Consider the following 24,099-nt stretch of genomic DNA (forward strand, 5'->3'; position numbering starts at 1 on the left):
GTTGCATTCGTCAGGGCAGATGAAATGCAGTACATGACTGCAAAAAAACTCAATAAGAGCGATGATAAGATCATTGAAAATTTTGATGAATATTGTCCTGAGCTAATTGATCCAGAAAACGGAGTTTATGGGATTAAAAGAACTAAACTGAGTAGTGTGAACTATTTTTATTTCTCAGAGAAGCTTCAAAAAGAACAATTTCAGTACTTCACTAATATTCCCTCCACTAAATAAATCATACAATCTCACCTATAACATTTCACTACTAACTTCACTTTCAACCTTTTTCTCACCCATTCCTCAACAAAGTGAACAAATAAATCAAATCTGAAAACATCTTCCTCTATTGTTTTCGGTCCCCTTTTCACCTTCATAAAATGCATTCTCTGGATTGATACCCATGCATTTTTCAACATAAATGATATCAACGCATAGAAATATCGTAGCATTGGATTTCTTGAGGATGTTTTCGGTTTCACCACATTCCGCATTCGATATGATGATTCAATCGCAAATCGCTTCCTGTAGATCGTACTAATCTTTCCGGGTTCCCAATCAATTCCATAAACAACAAACCCTAGATTCTCACAACCATTCTTCCCTCTCCTTACGACAGGAGTGATATGTGGAATGTCATTCTCCTGCAAAAATGTAAAAACATCTCTGGAATAGAATTCTCTGTCCAAACAAAGAATATTTATTTTGAGATTGATTTTATCAACTTGATCTATGAAATATTTCAGATAATCTGTTTTTGTTTTGCCTTTTTCTACAGGTAACATGGAAATTGTAAATCTTGTGTATTTGTTTATGATGCAAAGAGAAATATAAGAGCAGAATGAGTTTGTTGATTTCTTAGCTTGTCCTCGAATCACATAGTTCTCATTGGTAGCATTCACTTCTCCATAGTATGGATCATTTGTATAATCGATGGCAAAATCATACTTTTTATTTGAATCAAGGGTTTCGTGGGATGATTGTAAGAGTATTTTTGTATTGTGTTCAATAAGTTGATTCAACTCAATCTTTTGTAAATGGCATCTCATTGATGTTTCACAAGGAGTCTTATGATATTGTTTACCAATCGAATGGATTGAAAGTTTATCGGTAGACATTCCGAGAATATTAATGAAGAGGTCTTTAGGAGTGAGTGATCCATTTATTGAAATAGGGATGTTGTCCAGAAGTGGTGGTAGAACAGTTTTGATACAGTGAGCAGGTGTTAATTCTAGTCGTGATAACATGGAGGGGAAATTTAGAACCGCATATAAATGTGCCGCTTGACCTGGATTTAGTGGATTATGCCAAAATTAGAGAACTACTGAATTTGAAACGATTATGGAATCTATGGCACGCTGTTGGAATATAATTCCAATTCCAGTCTATCTATGTTGATTTTGATAGGTTTTCTACAGAGCCTAAAATTATACAACATTAAATTCTATTAAGATCTGGTTACCATGAGATACATCGATATCATAAATCACAAGGTTTCGACTAGAAAAACATAGAATACCCTTTGGTTCGACTACCACAGCCACATGCATATCTAGTAGACGAAACCGCTCAAATTTTCAAAATCGACAACAACGGCAAACCTTTGTTTGTGATCTCCTTGGATGATTAATTAACCCCCACCCTAGAAGTTATACAACCTACATCATATATCGAATCAAGACTTCGATCCTTGGAAACCCAACTATCACTCTTGCAGAAATCGCAATCAATCAAGTCCACCACTCTCGCAGATCCAGCTAAATCCTCCATTGCGCAGGGCGATGTTAATCACTCTACCTAGCACTTCGATGGCACCAAAAAACAACGAACGTTAAATCATAAATCGTTGTCAGGAGAAGAAGAAAATAAACCTGTGAGCCCGAGGAGATAACACACCTAAATCATGTTTATTGAGTTCGAAACGAGATGATCCGCTACGCTCAACACCTCACTGACAGCAAAACAGAAGTCTCAATTCGGAATCCAGGATCACAATCAAAGCATCGTGTAGGAGAATCATCCTGGATTAAAAATATTTTTTGTATAGTTGTAAAATTACTCACATAAGGTTAAAGAAAATTATTTATTTGAGATTAAACATTTCTATTTAAAGAAGTATCCATATAGAAACTGGCTACTTAATAAAGCTTTGTAGATAATAGAATTATATATGGTACTTGAATTTCATATTTTTAATTTGAATGTTGAGAATATGAATATAATAGATGTAAGATCGGTGCCCGTAAAGAGAGATTCACATAATGTAGATGTGAACAAATATTCCGATTATACTTCTGTAATTTCAAGTGACTTACATAAATATTATCAATACCAAAATTCAACTATATGTGGGGAGTTTTATGAAAATTGTCTTGAAAGCTATAATTTTGCTCAGTGTTATTTTAGTATTAACTACCATACCTCTGGCTAGTTCATCGAGTGTTAATGGCATTGTGGTCACCACTTTAGAAACAACACCTCAATTGGTAGAACCTGGAAATGATGTTACTGTTAAGATAAGAATTAGCAATGAAGGGGTTCAGACAATAGACGACTTTGTAGTAAAATTAGATGCTAATTATCCATTTTATCTTAAAAGTGAATCTAATAACTTTAATCAAAAAAGGACATTAAGTGTTGGATCATCAATCGATAATACTTATTATCTGATTGTCGATACTGATGCAAAATCAGGCATATATCAGCTTGAATTTGAGATTCATGTAGACGATGTGATCCTGAAACCTTCTGATAATAATGTATACATCAAAGTAGTTGGAAAGCCAGACCTTACTCTGAAAACAAACATTAATTCCACTTTATCCCCTGGGGAAACATTTCCACTACAAATAGAAGTACAAAATGTTGGAACTGGAATTGCAAAAAATATTAAAATAATTCCCAGATCTGATGATATCTTAATGTTAGGATCTAATCTTAAAGTAATCAAAAATGTAGAACCTAATGATAATTCAAGTATCGAGTGTAATTTTATTGTTAAGGATAGCCTTGATCCAGATTCATACAAGTTTCCCATCGATCTAGAATATCTTGACGAACAAGGAAATTATTATTCAGACAGTTATTATGTAGGAATAAACGTACTAAATAAAGCAGATATTGGAATTCAAAATATCAAGATAGAACCCAGCCAGATTACTCCTTTGGATGAGATTCACATTCAAGGGATGGTGGAGAATACTGGCAAAGGTGATGCAAAAAACGTAATCGTTGAATTGATATCAGAAGATGAAAATCATAAATCATTTATCGGACAGCTAAAATCAGATGATGATGCACCTTTCTATTTTGATCTGTCACCTGAATCTGCGGGGTCAAAAGAATTCAATATAAATATAACTTATAATGATGATTTTGGACCTCATCGGATCGACAATACGATTGAAATAGAGGTAAATAGACCAAAGACAAACATTGCATTGATCCTTGGATTTCTTGCATTGATAGCTGTATCTATAGTTTATTATTTTGGCTACATGAAAAAGAAGGAGCCGGAAAATGAACAATAATGACATCAAAGTGATGGTATTTTTAGCATATAAAAATCTAGTTAAAAGTAAAACCACTTTCATGGTCATTGTTGCCGTTCTGGCAATGAGTTTTCTTTCAATTACATTTTTTGCATCAATTATTGATGGATTAGGTTATGAATTTGAAGAAGGGATGATCAAAGGCCAAACGGGACACCTTATGATAGAGCCTCAAGAAGATCACCCATATATAAGTAATTCTGAAAATTTAATGAAAAATATAAGAAGGATCCCAGGGGTAGTTGGAGTCTCAAGAAGATTAGATGCCAGTGTTGTGGCAAGGCATAAAAGTGTAGAAATGGGCATTCCAATGCTGTTTATTGAACCTCAAAATGAAAGAAAGGTTTCTGCTTACTGGGATAGTATCATTTTAGGTGAATATATTTCTGAAAAAGACTCAGATGAGCTTCTTATAGGTGCAGATCTGGTAAAATCTTATGCACAAGAAGATGATACACAAAAAAGACTGGATGTAAATGTTGGGGATAAAATTACTTTAAGTTTTAGCAATGGGGTTGTTAAAGAGTATAAAATAAAAGGCATATATAAAACAGGATCAAGATTTAGTGATGATAAATTAATTGTTAATTTCGATGAATATCAATCAATATTTGGCTCATCTGAAAACATTGCATCCAATATATTGGTACGGCTGCCAGAGAGGGGAATGGAAGAACAATACAAAACCAAGATAATTGATCTTGGTGTAACTGAACAAATAAATAATTGGCAGACGAAGATGGGAGCTGTAAATCAGTTTGTTGGAAGTCTTCAGATAACAAATAAAATTACTGGAACAATAGGACTTCTAACAGCTTTTGCAACAATATACATAATTATTTTCATAAATGTAACAAATAAAAGAAAACAGATCGGAATATTAAAAGCTGTAGGGATAAAAAAAGAGATAATTCTTGGATCATATGTTCTTCAATCATTAACTTATGGGGTCACCGGTGTCATAATTGGAAATCTCCTTATGCAAGTGCTATTGTCAATTCTGTCAATTCATCCCCTAAGCATGCCTATTGGGGATGTTGTACCCATTTTGACAAAAGATAGGATCATAACAACAACTTTCACACTCATATTAGCATCATTAGTTGCAGGTATTTTTCCTTCTAAGAAAGCAGCTGATGAAAATATACTGGATGCTATTTTTGGAGGATGAGCATGAAAGGTGTTATAATAAAAACTGAAAATATTGAGAGGGTATACATTACAGGTCCAGTAAAAACATACGCTTTGAAAGATATCAGTGTGGAGATATATGAAGGTGAGTTTGTAGCCATTATGGGGCCAAGTGGAAGTGGTAAAAGTACTTTATTGCATCAACTGGGTCTTTTAGACACGCCAACTAATGGAAAAATTACCATAGATGATAATGATATCATAAATCTTTCTGATGCAAAGAAAACACAGTTTAGACTTGATAAATTAGGTTATGTTTTTCAATCATACAATCTAATTCCCGAACTTACAGCTCTTGAAAATGTTTATATTACAGATATGGCTAGAGGTTTGGGAAAAGAAAAGTATGAAAAAAAAGCAAAAGATATCCTTGAAGCCGTAGGGTTAGGAAACAGGATAGATCATTATCCTTCTGAACTTTCAGGAGGGCAACAGCAAAGGGTGTCCATAGCTAGGGCATTGGTAAATGAGCCAAAAATACTATTTGCAGATGAACCTACTGCTAATCTGGACACAGATTCTTCCAAAGAAGTAATAGATCTATTTAGGAAATTCAATAAAGAAATTGGTCAGACAATAGTTATGGTAACTCACGAAGAAGAAGAAGGCCTAAAAGCAGATCGGATCATTTGGGTAAAGGATGGCTTGTTAGATAAAGATAAAATAAAATAAAGTATCAATAATGCTGGGTTTAGAGATTATGATATAGCATAATCTATAGATAAGATGTCTTATATGATTGATTTTTATATAAGGTTATTACGCATAAATTATTTTTTATAATAAAAGATAATTGGCTCTGTAGAAATCCTCATTTGAATAATAAAAATAACCCGGACGTATCTGTCAAGGTTATGCACTAATATCTTGAATTTAATTTCAGTAGTTCTCTAATTTTTGCTTAACCCCATAAATCCAGGTCAAGCGGCACATTTATATGCGGTTCTAAATTTCCCCTCCATGTTACCTCGACTAGAACTAACACCAACTCGCTGCATCAAAACTGCTTTACAGCCTCTTCTCGACAATATCCAAATTCCAATCAATGGTTATCTCAATTGCAAAAATCTATTTGCCAGTGTTCTTGGCATGGCAACATGAATCGTTCAATTCATTCAATTCATAAACAGTATCATAAGACTCCTTGTGAAACATCAATGAGATGCCATTTACAAAAGATAGAGTTGAATCAACTTATTGAACACAATACAAAAATACTCTTACAATCATCACTTAAAACTCTCAAACAAAAGAAAAAGCATGACTTTTCTATTGATTATACGAATAATCCATACTATGGAGGCATAGATGATAGCAATAATCGATATGTGATTAGAGGTCAAGCCAAAAAATCAACGAACTCATTCTATTCCTACATCTCGCTTTGCATTATTGACAAAGATGAAAGAGTTACAATTTCTGTGCTTCCTGTGAAAAAAGGAAACTCCAAGACAGATTATCTCAAATATTTTATAGACCAGATAAAACAGATTAAATTCAAGATCAATGTTCTTTGTTTGGACAGGGAATTCTATTCCAGAGATGTTTTTTTTACAGGAAAATGACATTCCACATATCACTCCTGTCGTAAGGAGGGGGAAGAATGGTTGTGAGAATCTAGGGTTTGTTGTTTATGGGATTGATTGGGATTCAAGAAAAGTCAGTGACACTTACAGGAAAAGGTTTGCTATAGAATCCTCTTATAGGATGCGAAATGTGGTAAAACCTAAAACGTGTTCTAAAGACCCTATGTTACGATATTTTTATGCGTTGATATCGTTTCTTTTCAAAAATGCATGGGTGTCAATACAAAGAATGCATTTCATGAAAGTGAAAAGAGGACCAAAGACGATTGAATCTGATATGTTTGTTCATTTAATTGTGGAATGGGTGAGAAGAAAGTTGAAAGTTAGGTTAAATGTTAAGTGTTTTAGGTGAATGTGGAAATATTATAGGAGGAAATTAATATTAGTGAAGTACTGAAGTTAGTTAGTATCATTCTTGATACTTACAAGATATTCCATTACTGAAATATTTTTTTAAATTTCAGTATCTAATATCTGAAGAAAATCACTTAATATTTGTTCAGCATCTTCCACTGTAAAATGCTGAACATTAAAATAATTAATAAATTCATCACTTAGTTTTGAAATTGTCTAATCATAACCTTTGTTTGCTGAATAATTCCCGATAATGCTTTGTACATTGCTCTTACCAAAAAAAGCATTAAAATGGTGTTTTTCTAAGTAGTATACTTATTAACTAGTTGGTCACAAGTGTTTGGATAAATATTTTTAGAGTTAGGCACTTGACTTATATGTTTCTTAGAGATATCATAATGAAATTGCTTAAGTGCCCAAAAACGATTGCTTCGCAAATTATTATATAAATCCTACTAAATATTAAATTATATATTAGAATTGATTATTAATACATCAAGTGTTTACAAAATACAAGTGCTGTCCATAACTTTTTTTATTTTCGGAATTAAATCACAGCGACGAGATGCAATATTTTGAAATATTTGTACAAAATGCTGCAGAGTTCCTTTGTCGCAACACCATCGTTTACATATATCCCAGTTGCTCAATCCTATCTTAAGCACATTCAACTTGACGTTTAAGATCGTAAATCATACTAACCCCTTCACATGGTTTAATAATATAATATTACCATGTGAGGTGAAAGTCGCGCAACTTTAGCTTTCAAGACATGGCTTATCTTTTAAGTTCAGCAATGCCCAAAAACGCATATTTTGTTTCCAGAGGGATACCAGTGTTCATCGGATTTATCTCCCTCTTGCTGACCTCGATCTTTATATCCCCATCATCAAGCTGAGCATCTTTCATGTACTGCATGACAAGATCATTACCAAGCTTTTCCGCAAATTGGATGGCTTCCCCATAATTTACCATCTCATGCTTGCCCTGTGGTGAAAATACACTTATAGAAGTAGGTTTCAGGTTGTATTTCGATTCACCGAAGGTGACCCTGATGAGTATCTCGATCCTCTTCACACCTTTTCCTGCAAGCGCACCCACAGCATTGCCGACCTCTGCATACTCAGGCAGAAGGATATTCGCATCAACGAACTTCTTGATAGCTTCAGTATATGCACGTACGGGGCCACCAAGCAGCACCACAGGCACGTCTGTCTTGAACCCTGCACGATAATCACCGTCAAGACCTTTTTCAATTTCAGCAGGAGCTACGTTTTCCATCAAGTATGATAACAAATTCAGAGCCATGTTCTTTGCAACCTTCTTCTTAATATCAAGACACAGATCCTTTACTTCCATATCAGCGAAGATACACATCTGCTCGGCACCCAGGATAGCTGCTTCAGTATTCCATTCATCATAATCCCCAAGAGCATGCAGTGCATCGGTTGGAGTGAATCCTATCGCCTGAATAAGCCGCTTCTGAATGAGGATATCAAGGAGCATAGGAGAAGGCATCTTCCTGCTTTCCCAATATATGTCAGCTACATGGATTGGCTCATCGCCGATCCTGTTGAGAAGTTCTTCTTCCCTTTGTGTGATCTCAATGGGTTTCTGTTCTGTCCTGATGAAGAACTTGGTAGGCTGGAGATTTTCTCCAAGCTGATTACGTGTAACGGATTGCCCATGTTTTAGCTTCTTTATGATCATCGGGTACTTTGAAGCAGCAACACAAAGCGGAACTACCCTTCTTGGTCCAATACTTATCACATGGTTACGCACCCATACATGACTATCTCCGCCCATTGCCGATGTTTCCATTTTTATAGCTTCGACCTTGGTCTGCCATCCCCCTACAACAGCACCGGTGTCTGATATCTGTGGCAATCCATCAACTATCAATGAAACATCAGTACTTGTACCACCTACATCAATAACAACACAGGTCGGCTCCTTCGACAAATAAGCAGCACCAAGAAGACTTGCTGCGGGTCCAGTAAAAATAGACTCTATAGGATGTTTGAGAGCTTCCGTTATCCCTACAATAGAACCATCACATTTGAGCATCATAAGCTTGGCATCAATTCCACGGCGTTCTATTTCCGAGACGACGGTATTCATGAACTGATTGGCGATAGGAAGTAACTGTGCATTCAGAAATGCAGTGATCCCCCTATCGTAAGCACCAAGTGATTGGGAAAGCTCATGTCCGCAAATGACAGGCATTCCGGTAAGCTCTGTGATGACTTCTTTTACCTTTAGCTCATGTTCCGGATTCCTCACACTGAAATATGAGGATACTGCAAAAGCTGAGACCTTTGCCTTTACACTTTCAACAAACTCCTTTACTGAATCAATGTCGAGTGGCGCAGTCTCATTTCCACCGGAACTGTGACCACCATCTACTGAAATGGAATATTTTATGGCGGAATTTTTGGGTATCTCAGCATTGCCCACAAGTATCAAACCCACAGGGTATCCCGTTTTCTCAAGAATTGTATTTGTTGCAAGAGTAGTGGAAACTGAAACAAGCTTTACCTGTTGCAATATTTCCTGATCTACCCCGTCAAGAGCATTCTGTATCCCCACAAGCAAGTCCGGATAGGTCGTACGTGCTTTTGTGGCTCCGACTACACTTCCATCCCCATCGTTGATAAGAACGGCATCTGTATAAGTTCCCCCTGCGTCAATACCAAGGCTATATTTCATAATATGCTTCCTTTATGGGTAAATTTTGATATTTTGGATAGTTATTATCCGATTCTGTTGAACGATGATGATATGATGGTTTTTATGAAATGGCCATCGTGGATCGCTTCATGTGCCTTTAGGATTAAAGTAAATGTATATGAACATTAGGATTTTGTTCTGCAATGCAGGAAGTGCATTAGACATTTATAACCAATACATCATCCAGCCCATGAGAACGAACACCAATCCAATATTAAAATTAGATATTGACCTCTCTTATTGGAGTGCCAATACCTACAAAGATGAGCTTTGTCTCAATTGGCAAGCTGTCACCATGCATAGCAATGTCATTCCTGGTAACTTCAAGACGTACATCGCCTGCATTAAGTCCTGCTTCGGCCATGTAACTTAGCACCAGTTCCCTACCAAGGGTATCAGCATATTCGAGAGCTTCAGGGTGGGTCATGAAGACCTTTCTCTCACCTGGTGCAAACACCGTGATGTTTGCCTTAGTCCTTTTCCTTACGTTCTTTATAAGGATCTCTATGCGCTTGATCCCCTTACCTACAAGAGCACCGACAGCATTTCCGACCTCGGAATGCTCCGGCAAAATAATGTCAGCATCGAGTAGCTCTCTGACATCATCCACATATGCCCTGACAGGTCCCCCCAGAAGCACCACAGGGATATCGAGCTTGAACTTTGTGTGATAATTTCCTTCAATTACCTTCCGGATCTCATCCGGATGTACATTTTCAAGCAGGTAGGACATCAGATAGATGACCATGTTTTTTGCAACTTCCTTCTTTACTGTCTGGCAAAATTCTATTTTACCCTGATGGGTCATTCTTCCAAGTGTCTTAGCAGCAATATTGGAAGCTTCGGAATCCCATTCGGTGTATTCACCAAGAACGTGCAGTGCATCTGTTGGAGTGAAGCCAATTCCCTGTATGAGACGTTTTTGTATCAACAGGTCAAGAAATACTGGTGATGGAAGTCGGTCTATGAAGATCTCATTGATAGATACAGGTGCATCCTCTATTTTATCAAATATCTCTTTTTCAGAGTGACTGAGTTCGTTCTGAGGCTCTCTTCCCGTACGGATGAAATATTTGGTTGGCTGAATATTTTCACTTAAGAGCATCCTTGAAGGAATCCTTGCCATTTTCAATTTATCAAGCAGCTCAGGATATTTTGAAGCGGCAACACACAAAGGAATTACCCTTCTAGGGCCGATGTTAGGGCGTTGGTTCTTTATCCATATATGACTGTCACCACCCATAGCCGATGTCTCCATACGGATTGCTTTGACCTTTGTCTGCCAGCCACCAACGATGGCCCCCTCATCACAGAGTTCAGGAAGCTCATTGTTTATCATTGAAACATCCGTACTCGTACCACCGACATCGATCACGGCACAAGTATCAGACTTACTCAAATAAGCTGCACCTACAAGACTTGCAGCAGGTCCGGAAAAGATAGATTCAATTGGTTTTTCCTTAGCTTCATCGATACCCACAACGGAACCATCACATTTGAGCATAAGGACCCTTGCTTCAATCTGCCTTCGTCCCAATTCATTGATAATGGTCTCGATAAAATGATCTGTTATTGGAATAAGTTGTGCATTGAGATATGCTGTAATCCCACGATTATAAGCACCCAGGTCCTGAGAAAGTTCATGACCACAAACTACAGGAAGACCCGTGAGGTCCTTAATCAGTTCCTTTACCTGAAGTTCATGATCCGGATTACGGATACTAAAATATGAGGATACCGCAAAAGCTGATACCTTGTCTTTGTTCAGAAGGACATAGTCCTTGATACCATTAATATCCAATGGACTTGTTTCTTCACCATTAGGACCGTGGCCACCTTCAGCAACGAAGTAATTAGTAATTGAATGAGTGTCAGGGATGAGATAATCGCCTGCCATGATGAGTGCAACTGGATAACCGGTGCTTTCGAGAATAGTGTTGGTTGACAGAGTCGTTGATACGGAGACGAGCTTAACATTTACCAGATATGACTGATCAAGACCATCCAGAGAGTTCTTTATGCCTTCGAGAAGGTTCGGATAGGTCGTAAGTGCTTTATTAGAATCTACTATTTCACCATCAGAGTCCCTTATTATAACCGAGTCAGTGTATGTCCCACCGGCATCAATGCCCATGCTGTATTGCATTCTTATCACTCCTTTGTCACAACTCTTTAAAATCGTAATTCATATATCAGATAGGGAGATCAATTGAGAACTACCTTCTTCTTAAGATAAGATGAGCAGGGCTTGTATATAAGAGTTGTGTGATGTTTGTGCAAAACCTGTTTATTTACTTTAAAGCTGCTCTGACGCTTTAAAAGTACCTTTCAGGACAATCAATTCTTCAAAAAAGCAATCTCGGTCAATATTACAGACCTCGACATCCAGCCCCCGCCCCTGCATATGCATTTTCACTTTATCTATACCGGTAAGTGATGATATCAATACAAGGATAATTCCCCCGTCACTTAGGTAGGGAGGAAACTCTTCAAGGAATCGATCAACCGCTTCGCGGCCATCAATACCACCGTCGAAGGCATAGTTCAGCCAGCCAGGGATCTTTTCATCTTCTGCTGTAGGAAGATAGGGAGGATTAAAAAGAATTAGGTCGAACTTTGTATCTGATCCGAAACATCCAAACATATCTGCCCGGATGACCTCGACACTATTGCGTTTGGCACATTCGGCCGCAAAGGGACTAATCTCAGTGGCAACGAGGTCGACATCCACATTGGTCTGAAGGACCGCAGAGACAAAACCAGTGCCTGCACCGACTTCTAGCACGTGCATTCCATCCTGTGCCACGTCTATTGCAACGTCTGCAAGAAGGTATGAATCTTCTGCAGGATCGTAGACATTCTCATCAAGTTCGATGTCTGCATCCCTATATGTTATGGTGACCATGCTATCAGGAAGTAGATCTCATTTTGAAGATAAAGTTCGCGATCTCCGCCAGTTCGTGCGGTTCAAGATTTTCAGCCCTCTTGGACATGAACTCTTCAGGCAGTTCAGCCACTATCTGCTTGATATTCGGAACGTTTAACAGATGATTTCCTTTTACAATGGCATTCCTTAGCTTTTTCCTACGCTGGAGAAATACTGCGGTTACCAGATCAAGGAAGAACTGAGGGTCTTCGGTGTGGAAAGAAGATGGTCTTGGAACTACTTTTACCACGGCAGACCAGACCTCCGGAGGCGGTGAGAATGCAGATGGTGGTATCTTCATGATAATATCTGCATCAGCAAAATAATGCGTGTTCACTGAAAGCCTGCTGTAGTTTTCAGTGTTTGCTTTAGCCACCATGCGCTGTGCAAATTCATACTGATACATTAGTATTCCCAATTCAAACTCGTGTTTAAAGAGCTTAAAGGTTATAGGAGATGATATCGAATAGGGAAGATTTGCTACAACCTTATTGAATTTAGGAAGATCTAATTTCAGGACATCGCCCGGAATTATCTCTAATTTCTCATTATCAGAAAAGCGGTCTTTGAGGACATGTACAAGTGCAGGGTCAAGTTCGATGACGTATACCTTACCCGCCTTTTCAAGAAGACGTTCAGTAAGATTTCCTATGCCCCCTCCGATCTCCAGTACGACATCTTTTTCAGAAAGCTCTGCTTGGTCGACAATAGAATCAAGTGATCGTTCATCGATCAAAAAATGTTGGTCATGACATCCACCACGGATGCCATATTTTTGTAATATTTTTCGTACCAAGTTAATGACACCTTATTATCAGTCACGCTTTTGGTGCTGCATTACTGTTGTGAAGAGCCTGTATTTGATATTATCATCTTTAAGCTCTTCAAGTATGCGGTTTACGATGATCTTTTGCGGAATATGTACACCACCCACACGATCATGGAGATCCTGCAGATCTTTGAACTCACCTTTCTTGCGTTCATCGATGATAGCCCACATAAGCTTCTTTCCGATACCAGGCAGAAGCTCAAGCATGTGCAATCTTGTTGTTATTGGATGTGCATCGTTGAAGAATTTAACGAATTTTTCTTCTCGATCTTTGACACATATCTCAAGAACAAAAGGCAGTTCGAGCTGTGCTCCATGGCTTAGATCATCAAAGTGGACCCTGTGCTTAACGTGATCAATGACATCCCGATCCCCATCGCCGATATAGACCTTTGACTGGATCTCAGGGGAGACCCCTTCTTTTGGAACCAGTTCCACAAGAGCGAAGTGTTTGTCACCAATTGCCTGTACAAGAGGTTTCTTTTGATATGCTGGACGTTTGTCAGTATTGCTTCCGTATGGCAGGTAGTCAAGAACCCATGCATAATCCTCTTTCTCAGGCAACGTTCCCCTCTTACTCATAGATATCCTCCAGTATGTTATGGATTAATGTTGAAAACTAACTGTTTGCATCAAAAAAGTAAAGTATTAGATGTAAATTTATTCCATTGCCTCGAGCACAAGATCTAATATTGCGTCCAGCTCTTCTTCGGTCAATGTAAATCTCTCTTTTGCATAGAGTGTCCTGAGCTCATCTCTTGTCAGAGGAGCAATGTCAGCAATGTGTATTGCGATCTCAGGCTTCATTTTCCCCATCTCAAGGAGCTTGCCAACAAGTTCTCTGGATCTGCTTGCATCCATCTTTGCAAACATGTCTGCATGGTTGATAGCTTTGCGAAGTTCATATCCAAGCTCTTCTTCACGTGCCACGCGCTCTTCCATAATTTTGTTAAGTATTTCCTTGACCTCAGGAACGGTCAATAATTCTTCGCTCTGAATGTGTTTGACAATCATTAAAATACACTCTTTGGAATTAGATATGTTTAACATCTTTCCACCTGCTAATGCAATAGCAGATGCTATCTGCCAGATGGACTTCCGTACAGATATAATTATCGATAATAAAAGGTCACTTCCAGGCTATTACTAGCCTGGGTGTTGAGTTTAGTATTTCTGTGGTTTCAAGTGCTGTGACAGGGAGATGACCTCTTTCTTAGAGTTTCCATCTGTTACCTGTAAAAGATAAGCCCTTCCGCGCTTTCCAAGTACTTTGCCGGTCTTGCCCTGGAACTTTGCGTTTGGCATTCCTTTCTGTACGCTTGGATCGATATCGATGTGGACCATCTGGCCTTCTTCGAAATCCTGAATTGCCTTGCTTATAGGGGAGAGACCTCGTTCCCTTACTGTCTTCTTCAATTTGTACCTAGTACAGCTACGTTCACCGTGTGATGTTGGCATTGTTTTCCTCCGTTATTTCAGGTCATGGATAGACCTGTATTTGATAAATTTGATATTAGGGCAACTTATATGTCGACCCCGACAACATCCAGTTCTGTAACGAAAGCCTGTGAACCGAGAAGCCCTGTAAGGCTTGGTATGGTCCTTCCTTCGTCACTGGATATCAGTTCCTTTACATACAGGCCACCTTCACAATGAACTTCGAGCATTGCGTAGTCATCTGTTAATTCGTTAAGCTTCATGTCGTGAACAGTTCGCTTACGAACCAGATCGGCCCTTCTGTGTGAAACACGCTGTGGTGTTCTCTGTTGGATCTGCACACCAATAAGTTCATTGATGGTAGACCGGAGTTTATCCTCTGGAATTTGCTCTTTAAATGTAACTTTAAGTTTATAAACCTTATCCGCCTTTACAGTCTTAAGGGTCTCAACAGTGGCCTTTGGGGTGAATGTTAACCCTTCCACCTCGATCTTTCCACCTGCACGCTCATTTATCTCTTTTTCAACCTTTGCAAGATCGCATGTGCGCAGCATGGGTTCAACCGCTTCGACCACGAACGGCCTACCGGATCCGAGCATCCGGGCATCGATATCCTCACGCCCTGCCCCATGGAACTTCGTATCCTTTGACTTAAGAGCTTCCACGACAGGGTCCTTGATAAGTTCATCAACAGATTCGGGATATTGCTTTCCTGTGAAGTTACAGGTCTCACACCCCCTTCCTCTGCATGTCCGGCATGGCCAGCGTGTCTGTGGGATGGTACGCACCATTTTCCGGTACCTGCCGAGAATATAGATCGAACGCACCTGCAAATGAACTGTTTCTTCGGCAAGATCCAGCGTTACAAGAATGTCTGGATTTTCGAGTTCGACCTCTTTGCCAGTCCTCTCTGCAATGAGCTTTCCAACCTCACGGTTCATCTCGGATTTGAACTGTTCCGCATAGGTGGTCCCGGATTCGGTCCAGATGATCTCCTCGTTTTCGCTCAAAAGCCCGCTCATCTTCGTTCCGACAAGGAAAGTGGAATGCTCATAGTCCTTCAATGCAGTCTCTGCTCTTTCCGCCCATGTGTCAAGCTTTTCGAAAAGACCAAGGCACACCCAGCATTTTTCGCCTTCGCCTTTAAGTCTAAGGGATTTGCGTGCATTCACACTTGAAGGGCTAAGGTCTTCCAGAATCTCCTTGTCACCTTCGTCCTTGTTAATGCGGTCTCCTTCCATAGCAAGGGCGAGCTTGATTGCACTCCCTCGTTTGTCATTGGTAAGTCCGGTAGAGAGTTTTGCGAACTGTCTTCCCATACAATGGTCACATATCGGTCCTTCACGGACGATCTTTTTTGCAATATCGAGCACGTTCAACTGATCACTTCCTTCTTCCTGTTTTACTGGGATTTACCTGACAAATTCCGGTCTATCTCGTTATTGATAAGTATGATACAATGGTCGGCATGTAGCGGTATCGGACCAAGAGAGATGGTCTTAGCTTCATGTTCTTTTATTAGCTGCTCTTCCTCTTCGGTAACTCCCATATGGTCACCAAGAATGAAAACAGCATTGTTCGTAAGGTCAGAAAGCTCGCGGATATCCTCACCATCTTCATGCAGATAAATGAGCCTGCGTCCTGCATCTTTGAACTCATTAAGCAACGTCCCAAGATTCCCGCTTCTGATGAAAACACCCGGAGTTGAGCGTACTTCATATTCCCCGGCAGTCTTCTGTAATGCTTTCTTGATAAGTGAGCCGGCACTCCTTTCATCCGGATTGAGATATCTGACATGCTCACTGTCAAAGCGTATGATCTTTCCGGGCTCCGGTTCTCCAAGAAGTAACAGATGTACCTGAACATCCCGCCTAAGGTCATGTGAAAGGAACAGGCATGAATTGATGCACCTGCAAAGAATATCCATGCGTCCTGCTGAACCAGGGAGGTCATTCAGGGAAAAGTCACCTGTTGTCAAAGCCTTATGAGCAATTATCACAAAATTTCGCATTTTCTTCAGTATCCTGTCTTGTTTTTTGGTGATTACCATGTGTTATTAGATTAAATGCACCCTTGGATAACACAAAGCCTTTTTTTATTTAGTTAATTTGTACTGTGGAATGGTTCATAATAAAGAATATAGAATAAAAACATATCTACTCTGATCAATATTGAATGCTGACAATTAACATGAATTAAAAGCATTCATTATTTCGGCTCTGTAGAAATCCTCTTTTCTAACTTCAACTAAGCCACTTCTTTTATAATAAGACGTTTCCTGCGATTGTTCTCCAACAAACTTCAAAAATTTGTTACTCGTACATATTCTGTTGTTTAGGACACCATATTTAAGAAAACACTTGACTTATTTTATAAAAATAGAGACTCAATTGATATTACTGCAATTGATTCCACTGGATTCACAAATGGTTATTGTAGTAACTATTATTCTTGGCGAAGTTATGTGAAGACTAGCATTTCAGTTGATGTTAGTAAATTTGTGATTACTGTTTACAAGATTTCTGGAAAAACAGTTCATGATGCAAAACATGCAAAGACATTGCTATCACAATATCATCGCAATAGGAGATCCAGATATTATGTGATGGATATAGCCTATGATTCTGAAAACATACACGAATTGACGATGGAATAACTTGGATCAATAGCAATTGTTCCATTGAGACAACGTGAACGAAAGCGAATCAAAGGGAGATATCGAAAGAAAATGTTACAGGAATTCGATAGTGAGATATACTCTATGCGAAATTTGAGTGAAACGATGTTCTCGTTTTGAAAAGAAAGTATGGAGAAAACTTACGTGCGAGAAAGTACAGAAATCAAGTAAAAGAAGTAAAGTTCAAAGTGATATTACACAATATTGACAAATTTATCAAAACTGTGTTTTTAGTTTGGATGAGGATTTCTACAAAGCCCTTCTGCCTTTTGTTTAGTAATATTTCGAAAAAAGATAATATAATCAATTTATTAGATCTTATCTTAGCTATAGTCTTCCGAAATGATAATAACCAATACACACTATCCCTACCCCATGACCCTTTTATCCCAAAATGAACTAAGAGAACTTGTACTTGCAAACCCGCCACTTGTCGAGAATATGATCGATATGGATACCCAGCTTCAGCCAAACGGTGTTGAGATGACACTTAAAGAAATAAGAACTATTAAAAGTCCTGGTGCAGTCGATTTTGATAACTCTGGCAGGAGATTGTCTGAGGGCGATACGATCGAGTTCAATGAGGATGGGTGGATACACCTCGATCCAGGGGTATACAAGGTACTTTTGAACGAAATAGTGAACATACCAAAGGACCTTGCAGCAATAGCAAAACCAAGATCTACATTGATAAGGTGTGGAGCAACCCTTGAGACTGCTGTATGGGATGCCGGGTACTCGGGAAGAAGTGAATGTATGATAGTTGTTCACAACAAGGACGGTTTCGATCTAAAAAAGGATGCACGGATAATGCAGCTTCTTTTCTACCACCTTCACACAGAAGTAGAAGAAGGCTATAGTGGAAGTTATCAGAATGAGAACATCTGAACTTCTGAAGTTTACAATTACATTTACTGGAATACAATATCATTAATGTTTCAGACATTATTTTATATGAGCTTTAGCTACAGCCATCATCCCGAACAGAAAACCAACGACAGAGCAAAAAAGCATGCGATCGAAAGGGAGACTATCGATAAAATATATAGATATGTAATATATTATTTTTTACTTGCACACCGACCATTTTGGTCCCACAATATATTAGGCATCTAATAGAGATATGTGCAAGATCTCCATATCATTTCAGACAGTTTTACTCATGCATTGTGTTTGATCACTCTTTTATGCAATCTGTATTCCATCTGACACACAAAAATAAGATTGCTGAATTATGATGGCAAATGTATATATATTTGAAAATGTCAATATTCTTATGATAAAGCAGGAGATGTGTCAGTATTCACAGAAAACTATCCTCAGGTTTTGCAGATTGTTGAAACCATAAAGTTATAACCAAAGTGGAGGGAATATGTTAAAATTTTCATCCAGTAGTACAAGAGTTGTTAACTCAAAAAAAGCCATCGCAGAATGTCTTGAAAATGCACTCGTTGATGAAGAGAGCATTGATTGTGATCTTGTGGTGATCTATACTACCATCGGCCATGATCTGAATGATATTATAAGTGAAGCGCATGAACTTGCACCCAGTGCAAAGGTTGTGGGCTGTACCTGCTCTGGAATTATTGGCAAAGAGGGACCAAATGAAGCAATGAGGAGTCTGGCGATCATGACAGTAAAAGGCGGAAATGATGAATTTTCCGTGGTCATTAAGGACAACATTACAGGACCCAATTCATATGAGGTCAGTGCTCAATTGGCTCAGGACCTTAAGAACAAGAATCCAAACGTCAACATGATCCATTTTCTGGCATCTGGCATCGATATTGCTGCCGACAAAGCGTTGGAAGGTATCGAATCCGTGTTTGGCACCGATGTTCCGATATTTGGAGCTACCTCTTCTGATAATATGAAAGCCATTAATAACTTCCAGTTCGTTGACGGCCAGATACTTGAAAAAGGTGCATTAGCAATTGGTTTTGCAGATCCCACACTTGAAGTTATATCACAAGCTTCCCACGGTTTTGAAATAATAGAAATGCCTTTTGAAGTAACACGTTCTGAGTCGAACCGTGTGTTCGAGCTTGATGGACAGCCGGCCTGGAAGTGTCTGACAGATAATCTTGGACTACCAGAAACAGCGCAACTTGCGGATACGATCCCAATTGGAGCACTTGCTGAAGAACTGCCAGAGAGTTTACAGGAAGAATATGGAAACACACACATTCTTCGTGTGATAGCAAAGAAAGGACCAGATGGTAGCATCTATATGCCGGTTGATTGTCCAGAGGGCACAAAACTCTGCCTCACCAAGAGAGATGAAGATAGAATATTTGATGGACTTGACCAGATGGTCGGGCAGATCGTTGAAAGATGTGATGGTCGCAGACCCGTTGCTGTGTTCCACGCAGACTGTGTCGCAAGAGGAAGGGGGATGTTAAACTGCATCCTTAAAGATGAAATTGTGGCCAGGATGCAGTACCCTCTCTGTAACGGTGAAGATATACCGTGGTTGGGAATGTACGGCCTGGGTGAGTTTGCAAGATTAGGAGGACGCAACCATTTCCACAATTACACAACCGCTCTTTATGTCATTGTTAAGCGCAACGACTGATGTGCTCTCAGCATATTCACATCAGATACCTCACACAGCATAAATGAATAAAGGCAGATCCCTAAAACATGACTGGAAAAAATTTGAGCTACGATGAGCTTAAAACTAAGAGAATTGCGATTAACTGCTGATTTTTTTCAAAGCAAATTTTTCCAGCTAAAATTTTGAGCTTTTCTCTCTATTTCCAGCAGTTTGCTAGTATCTATTTATATACTTTCCAACTTTTTTGAATAGCTACCGCTATTCATCCTAATGATTTTCTTCTTATTGTCCTCAATTGATAGAGATTATAGCTGAATGCTGTAATCGCCATTTTGACATTTACTCTTGCCAACGTTGTTACTCTTACAAATCCTGACGTAAACACATTTTTGATAACAGCATAAGGTCTTTCTCCCTTTGCTCTTTTCCTGCTTATTCTTTTGTTTCTCATCTTATCCCTAATACCAATAGGATGACCTCGCACGCCCCTTTGCATAGTTGCATCATATCCTTTTGAAATTGCACCAAAGTAACCTCTATCTCTGTAAACAACTTCGCCTTCTTCAGAAAGATCCACCTGACTATCATGAACTGAGGCAGTAGTTGTCCTATATCTCCTTATCAGATCATATTCGGTATCTTCAATGGTATGTAGTTTATATCCAAAATGTGACTTAGATGCCTTTTTTGTCCATGTACCGTCCTTACATCTTCTGGTCTTTGCTTCATTTCCACGAGGAGTATCAAGATTTGCATGTCCTGGATCAGCATGTATAAATGTTGCATCCTGAATCATACCTTGTTTGATCCTCAAACCTTTCTTATCAAGTTGTCTTTGCATTTCATTCCAGATTTCATCTTCTTTTCCTGATTGAGCAATTCGTTCTCTAAATGCCCAAACAGTAGTATGATCTGGAATTTTTGCAGGAAAGCCCAAGAATTTCCTAAAGGAAATTCTGTCAGTAGCTTGTCTTTCAAGTTCAGGGTCAGATAGGCCATGCCATTGTTGCAATACTAACATTTTGAGCATGACGATTTCATCAACGTTTGGTCTGCCACCGAACTCTGTTTTATTGATATACATCTCTGCTATAATTGGACGAAATGGTTTCCAATCGATGAGAGATTCAATTTCAGAGAGCTTGTCACCGAGATTTTCAAGACGTTTGTACTCTTCTTTAAAAGCAAAGTTTGTTAAGGACATAATACAAAATTATTGTAATAGGTTATAAATATTGCTTCTGTTTGAGGGGTTTATCGGAATTCTCCTAAGTATAACGCGTTGCAAAAGCAGGTAACCCGTTTTTCTGCGATCGAGCAGAAGCTTGTCAATACAGGAGATCTCCTTGATCGGGAATTGGGGCGCTTTAAATCGATCCAGTCCTACAACAAAGAAGCTATTCAGGCTACGAGTCTGGATGAACTTGCTTCAATAACAGTAGAATCCATAGTTGAGGTTTTTGAAGTTGAATGTGGGGCGATCTTCACTTACGATGCAACTAATAATAGCTTAGCTATTGTGGAGAATTATGGTTTAGAGGAGAAGCACCCATTGGTCATGGATTGGATCGTTTCCGAAGATATAATTAACGCAAAGGAAGGAGTCTTTATCGAGGGATCGAAACCATCAAAACCGTGGGGATCGCTGGGGTTATGCCAGGTAATTTACGCACCTTATTATAAAAATGGGAAGCTGCATGGATTTGTCCTAGGTGGAATAACCACAAAAAAGAAGGATTTCTATGATACGATCGATGAAGAGATCAAACCGTCTTTCAGGGTGTTTGTTCAGCAGATGGATGCATTGCGATACAATATTGAATCACGGGAAATTATCCGACATAATATATCAGAGCTGACAATTTCCAATGAACAGCTCCAACGAGAGATCAAACAACGTGAACGAACAGAAGATCGCATCAAAAGGATGAACAAATGTTTTTTAAATTTTGGGGCAGACCCACTCGAGAACATCAATAGCCTTACAGCTCTTTTCGGGGAATTGATGGGAGCTACCTGTGCACTTTACAACCGATTAGATGATGGTATACTCTATTCATGGGGACAATGGAAAACACCAACTGACTATAACCCATTGGATGAGCCAGAAGGACATATTTGTTATGATGTGATCCAGCGTGCAGATAATCATTTGATGGTAGTCAGGAACCTTTCCGAAACAGCATATGCACAGACAGACCCAAATGTGATCCCATATGCATTAAAGACCTATATAGGAACAGGTGTTAAGCTCGGAGAAAGCTTCGTTGGTTCCTTGTGCTGTGTATTCCAAAAAGATATAGTACCTACTAAAGAAGATAAATGGATGATAGGGGTCATTGCTACGGCAATAGCAGTGGAGGAAAAGCGTAAATGGGTACAAGAAGAATTAGTGAAATCCGATAACAAGTATCGCATGATATTTGAAAATTCCCCGGTAGGAATTTTCCATTATGATCAGGATGGAATTATTACCCATTGTAATAGTAGTTTTGCAAGGATCATTGGACCACCAGCAGAAAAGATTATCGGTGTTAATATACTGGACTCAAAAACAAATGCTCACGTATCAGAGGTTGTTAAAGAAACGCTTTCTAAAAACACAGGATCTTTTGAAGGTGAGTATATTTCCGTTATCAGTGGCAAAAAGACACAGATCAAAGCTGAAGCACGGTCTGTTTTCTCTAATAACGGATCTCCACTTGGAGGAATCTGTGTTGTAGAAGATATTACCAAACAAAAAAAGGCAGAAATGGCTCTAAAAGGTCGCGATGCGATACTTGAGGCTGTAAGTTTCGCAGCTGAAAAATTACTGGGACCGTACCCTTTAGAAGATGCAATACAAACGGTTCTTGAAAGATTGGGACAGGCAACAAATATAGATCAAGCATACATTTTTAAAAACGTGGTCGGTGAAGATGGAATACTTCGAGCATACCAGACCAATCAGTGGAAGATTACAGGGATAAATGACCTGAACGATAGTTTTGAGCCACATCGTATATCGTACACAGAGGATGATTATGAACGCTGGATCAAAATATTGAAGGCAGGAAATGTGATAGCAGGACCCATTCATGAATTCCCCGAAATCGAATATCCTATCCTGAAAGCATGCAAAGCATTATCTATCGCAGCAGTTCCAATACAGGTGGAAGAAAATTGGTGGGGATTCATCTGTTTCAATGATTGTACTAATGAACGAGAATGGTTTACCGTAGAGAAGGATGCACTCAAAGCCGCAGCTGATGCCATTGGTGCAGCCATTCAACGCAACCGTGCGGAGGAAGTGTTGCAGGAAAACGAAGAAAAAGTAAAGAGTATACTTGCATCGATCCAAACAGGGGTTGTAATAATCGATGCAGAAACACATATGATCGTTGATGCAAATCCTTCCGCAGTTCAAAGTATTGGTGCACCAAAACAGGAGATCGTTGGCAAAGTATGCCACAAATTTATCTGTACGGCCGAGAAGGGAGAATGTCCTATCAGCGACCTCAAACAAAACATAGACAGATCCGAACGCGTACTGTTAAATGTCAAAGGTGAAGAGATCCCCATCCTTAAGAATGTAGCTTCTGTAAATCTTAATGGACGCCTGCATCTGATAGAGAGCTTTATTGATATCACAGAACGTAAACAAGCAGAAGAAGTTCAGAAAAAGGATATCCTGTTAAAAGAGATCCATCACCGGGTTAAAAATAATCTCCAGGTAATTTCCAGTCTACTCAACCTTCAATCCCGGAATTTCAATGATGAAAAAGTAATTGCTGCATTCATGGAAAGTCAGAACCGCGTCAGATCAATGGCTATTGCTCACCAGAAACTGTACCAATCAAATGATCTGGCAAGTATAGAAGTTGGCGATTACATTAAAAATCTGACTACATACCTGTTCCAGACGTACAGAGTAGGCAACCGTGCCATCAAACTTAAACTGGACATTGATAACGTTTACATGGGAATAGAAAAAACTATTCCCCTTGGATTGATAATCAATGAACTTGTTTCGAATTCCTTAAAGCATGCTTATAAATCAGAGAAAAAAGGGGAAATCAATATAAAATTCCATCTTGAAAATAATGTGATCACCCTTATTGTCAGCGACAACGGAGAAGGAATACCCGAATACCTGGACTATAAAAATACACATTCGCTGGGCTTGCAACTAGTAACAACGCTTGTGAAACAAATTCATGGTAATATAGAACTTGACAGAAGTAATGGAACTAAATTTGTGATAACTTTTGAATATTGAGTGAGG

The 24,099-nt window shown here is 38.9% G+C and carries 19 protein-coding genes and 2 pseudogenes; 10 read left to right on the top strand and 11 right to left on the bottom strand.

The features are described 5' to 3' along the window. Positions 1-24: 24 nt before the first annotated feature. Positions 25-234 carry a hypothetical protein gene (locus tag MBUR_RS14620; protein ID WP_332244244.1) on the top strand — a complete coding sequence of 70 codons (210 nt, stop codon included), beginning with the start codon at positions 25-27 and terminating at the stop codon, positions 232-234. 11 nt (positions 235-245) lie between these two features. Here MBUR_RS14620 and MBUR_RS04595 read toward each other — a convergent pair whose 3' ends face one another. Beyond that, entirely contained in the window at positions 246-1,244 is a 999-nt protein-coding gene (locus tag MBUR_RS04595; RefSeq protein ID WP_011498994.1) for an ISH3 family transposase, read from the bottom strand. A 1,113-nt stretch (positions 1,245-2,357) separates the two neighbouring features. On the opposite strand from MBUR_RS04595, the gene MBUR_RS04600 reads away from it, so the two are divergent. From MBUR_RS04600 to MBUR_RS04615, 5 genes and pseudogenes are all read left to right on the top strand, one after another. Next, complete coding sequence (locus MBUR_RS04600; protein ID WP_011498995.1) at positions 2,358-3,527, top strand: COG1361 S-layer family protein; 1,170 nt, start codon at positions 2,358-2,360, stop codon at positions 3,525-3,527. Further along, positions 3,517-4,719 (top strand): ABC transporter permease, encoded by a 1,203-nt coding sequence (locus MBUR_RS04605; protein WP_011498996.1) that lies wholly within the window; start codon positions 3,517-3,519, stop codon positions 4,717-4,719. Before MBUR_RS04600 ends, MBUR_RS04605 begins: the two co-directional genes overlap by 11 nt. Before the next feature lie 2 nt (positions 4,720-4,721). Continuing rightward, positions 4,722-5,411, top strand: a complete 690-nt coding sequence (locus MBUR_RS04610) for an ABC transporter ATP-binding protein (protein ID WP_011498997.1) — start codon at positions 4,722-4,724, stop codon at positions 5,409-5,411. A gap of 288 nt (positions 5,412-5,699) precedes the next feature. Continuing rightward, positions 5,700-5,840, top strand: coding sequence for a hypothetical protein (locus MBUR_RS13790; RefSeq protein WP_157196648.1), 141 nt, complete (start codon positions 5,700-5,702; stop codon positions 5,838-5,840). After that, a pseudogene (locus tag MBUR_RS04615) lies at positions 5,840-6,677 on the top strand (ISH3 family transposase); the annotation flags it as partial. The gene MBUR_RS13790 and the pseudogene MBUR_RS04615, both read left to right, overlap by 1 nt. A 779-nt stretch (positions 6,678-7,456) precedes the next feature. Here MBUR_RS04615 and MBUR_RS04620 read toward each other — a convergent pair. From MBUR_RS04620 to trmY, 9 genes are all read right to left on the bottom strand, one after another. Then, positions 7,457-9,388, bottom strand: a complete 1,932-nt coding sequence (locus tag MBUR_RS04620; protein ID WP_011498999.1) for a hydantoinase/oxoprolinase N-terminal domain-containing protein — start codon at positions 9,386-9,388, stop codon at positions 7,457-7,459. Positions 9,389-9,629: 241 nt separating this feature from the next. Next, complete coding sequence (locus MBUR_RS04625) at positions 9,630-11,555, bottom strand: hydantoinase/oxoprolinase family protein (protein ID WP_011499000.1); 1,926 nt, start codon at positions 11,553-11,555, stop codon at positions 9,630-9,632. Positions 11,556-11,705: 150 nt separating this feature from the next. Continuing rightward, a complete protein-coding gene (locus MBUR_RS04630; protein WP_011499001.1) occupies positions 11,706-12,314 on the bottom strand; it encodes a HemK2/MTQ2 family protein methyltransferase in 609 nt (202 codons plus the stop codon). Between the two features lie 4 nt (positions 12,315-12,318). After that, on the bottom strand, positions 12,319-13,131 hold the full coding sequence (gene rsmA, locus MBUR_RS04635; RefSeq protein ID WP_011499002.1) for a 16S rRNA (adenine(1518)-N(6)/adenine(1519)-N(6))-dimethyltransferase RsmA: 813 nt from the start codon (positions 13,129-13,131) through the stop codon (positions 12,319-12,321). An 18-nt stretch (positions 13,132-13,149) separates the two neighbouring features. After that, a complete protein-coding gene (locus tag MBUR_RS04640) occupies positions 13,150-13,746 on the bottom strand; it encodes a DUF655 domain-containing protein (RefSeq protein ID WP_011499003.1) in 597 nt (198 codons plus the stop codon). 78 nt (positions 13,747-13,824) lie between these two features. Continuing rightward, on the bottom strand, positions 13,825-14,178 hold the full coding sequence (locus tag MBUR_RS04645; RefSeq protein WP_048063533.1) for an RNA polymerase Rpb4 family protein: 354 nt from the start codon (positions 14,176-14,178) through the stop codon (positions 13,825-13,827). 150 nt (positions 14,179-14,328) lie between these two features. Continuing rightward, complete coding sequence (locus MBUR_RS04650; RefSeq protein WP_011499005.1) at positions 14,329-14,622, bottom strand: 50S ribosomal protein L21e; 294 nt, start codon at positions 14,620-14,622, stop codon at positions 14,329-14,331. A 65-nt stretch (positions 14,623-14,687) separates the two neighbouring features. Further along, the gene (locus MBUR_RS04655; protein WP_048063246.1) at positions 14,688-15,980 is read right to left on the bottom strand and encodes a tRNA pseudouridine(54/55) synthase Pus10; all 1,293 of its coding nucleotides are present in this window, start codon (positions 15,978-15,980) and stop codon (positions 14,688-14,690) included. Positions 15,981-16,003: 23 nt separating this feature from the next. Further along, a complete protein-coding gene (trmY, locus tag MBUR_RS04660) occupies positions 16,004-16,612 on the bottom strand; it encodes a tRNA (pseudouridine(54)-N(1))-methyltransferase TrmY (RefSeq protein WP_011499007.1) in 609 nt (202 codons plus the stop codon). Between the two features lie 288 nt (positions 16,613-16,900). Between trmY and MBUR_RS13415 the strand changes: the two are divergent. The 3 genes and pseudogenes from MBUR_RS13415 to MBUR_RS04670 form a co-directional block, all read left to right on the top strand. After that, positions 16,901-17,535, top strand: a pseudogene (locus MBUR_RS13415) (IS5 family transposase); the annotation flags it as partial. 118 nt (positions 17,536-17,653) lie between these two features. Continuing rightward, entirely contained in the window at positions 17,654-18,166 is a 513-nt protein-coding gene (locus MBUR_RS04665) for a deoxyuridine 5'-triphosphate nucleotidohydrolase (protein WP_011499008.1), read from the top strand. Positions 18,167-18,650: 484 nt separating this feature from the next. Further along, a complete protein-coding gene (locus MBUR_RS04670) occupies positions 18,651-19,853 on the top strand; it encodes an FIST signal transduction protein (protein ID WP_011499009.1) in 1,203 nt (400 codons plus the stop codon). A gap of 244 nt (positions 19,854-20,097) precedes the next feature. On the opposite strand, the gene MBUR_RS04675 is transcribed toward MBUR_RS04670, so the two are convergent. Further along, a complete protein-coding gene (locus MBUR_RS04675; protein ID WP_011498552.1) occupies positions 20,098-21,039 on the bottom strand; it encodes an IS5-like element ISMbu1 family transposase in 942 nt (313 codons plus the stop codon). A 78-nt stretch (positions 21,040-21,117) separates the two neighbouring features. Here MBUR_RS04675 and MBUR_RS12920 point away from each other — a divergent pair, with 78 nt between their 5' ends. Continuing rightward, positions 21,118-24,093 (top strand): histidine kinase dimerization/phosphoacceptor domain -containing protein, encoded by a 2,976-nt coding sequence (locus MBUR_RS12920; protein WP_011499010.1) that lies wholly within the window; start codon positions 21,118-21,120, stop codon positions 24,091-24,093. The last annotated feature ends 6 nt before the right edge of the window (positions 24,094-24,099 follow it).

This window comes from Methanococcoides burtonii DSM 6242, from assembly GCF_000013725.1.
GTDB classification, from domain to species: Archaea; Halobacteriota; Methanosarcinia; order Methanosarcinales; family Methanosarcinaceae; genus Methanococcoides; species Methanococcoides burtonii.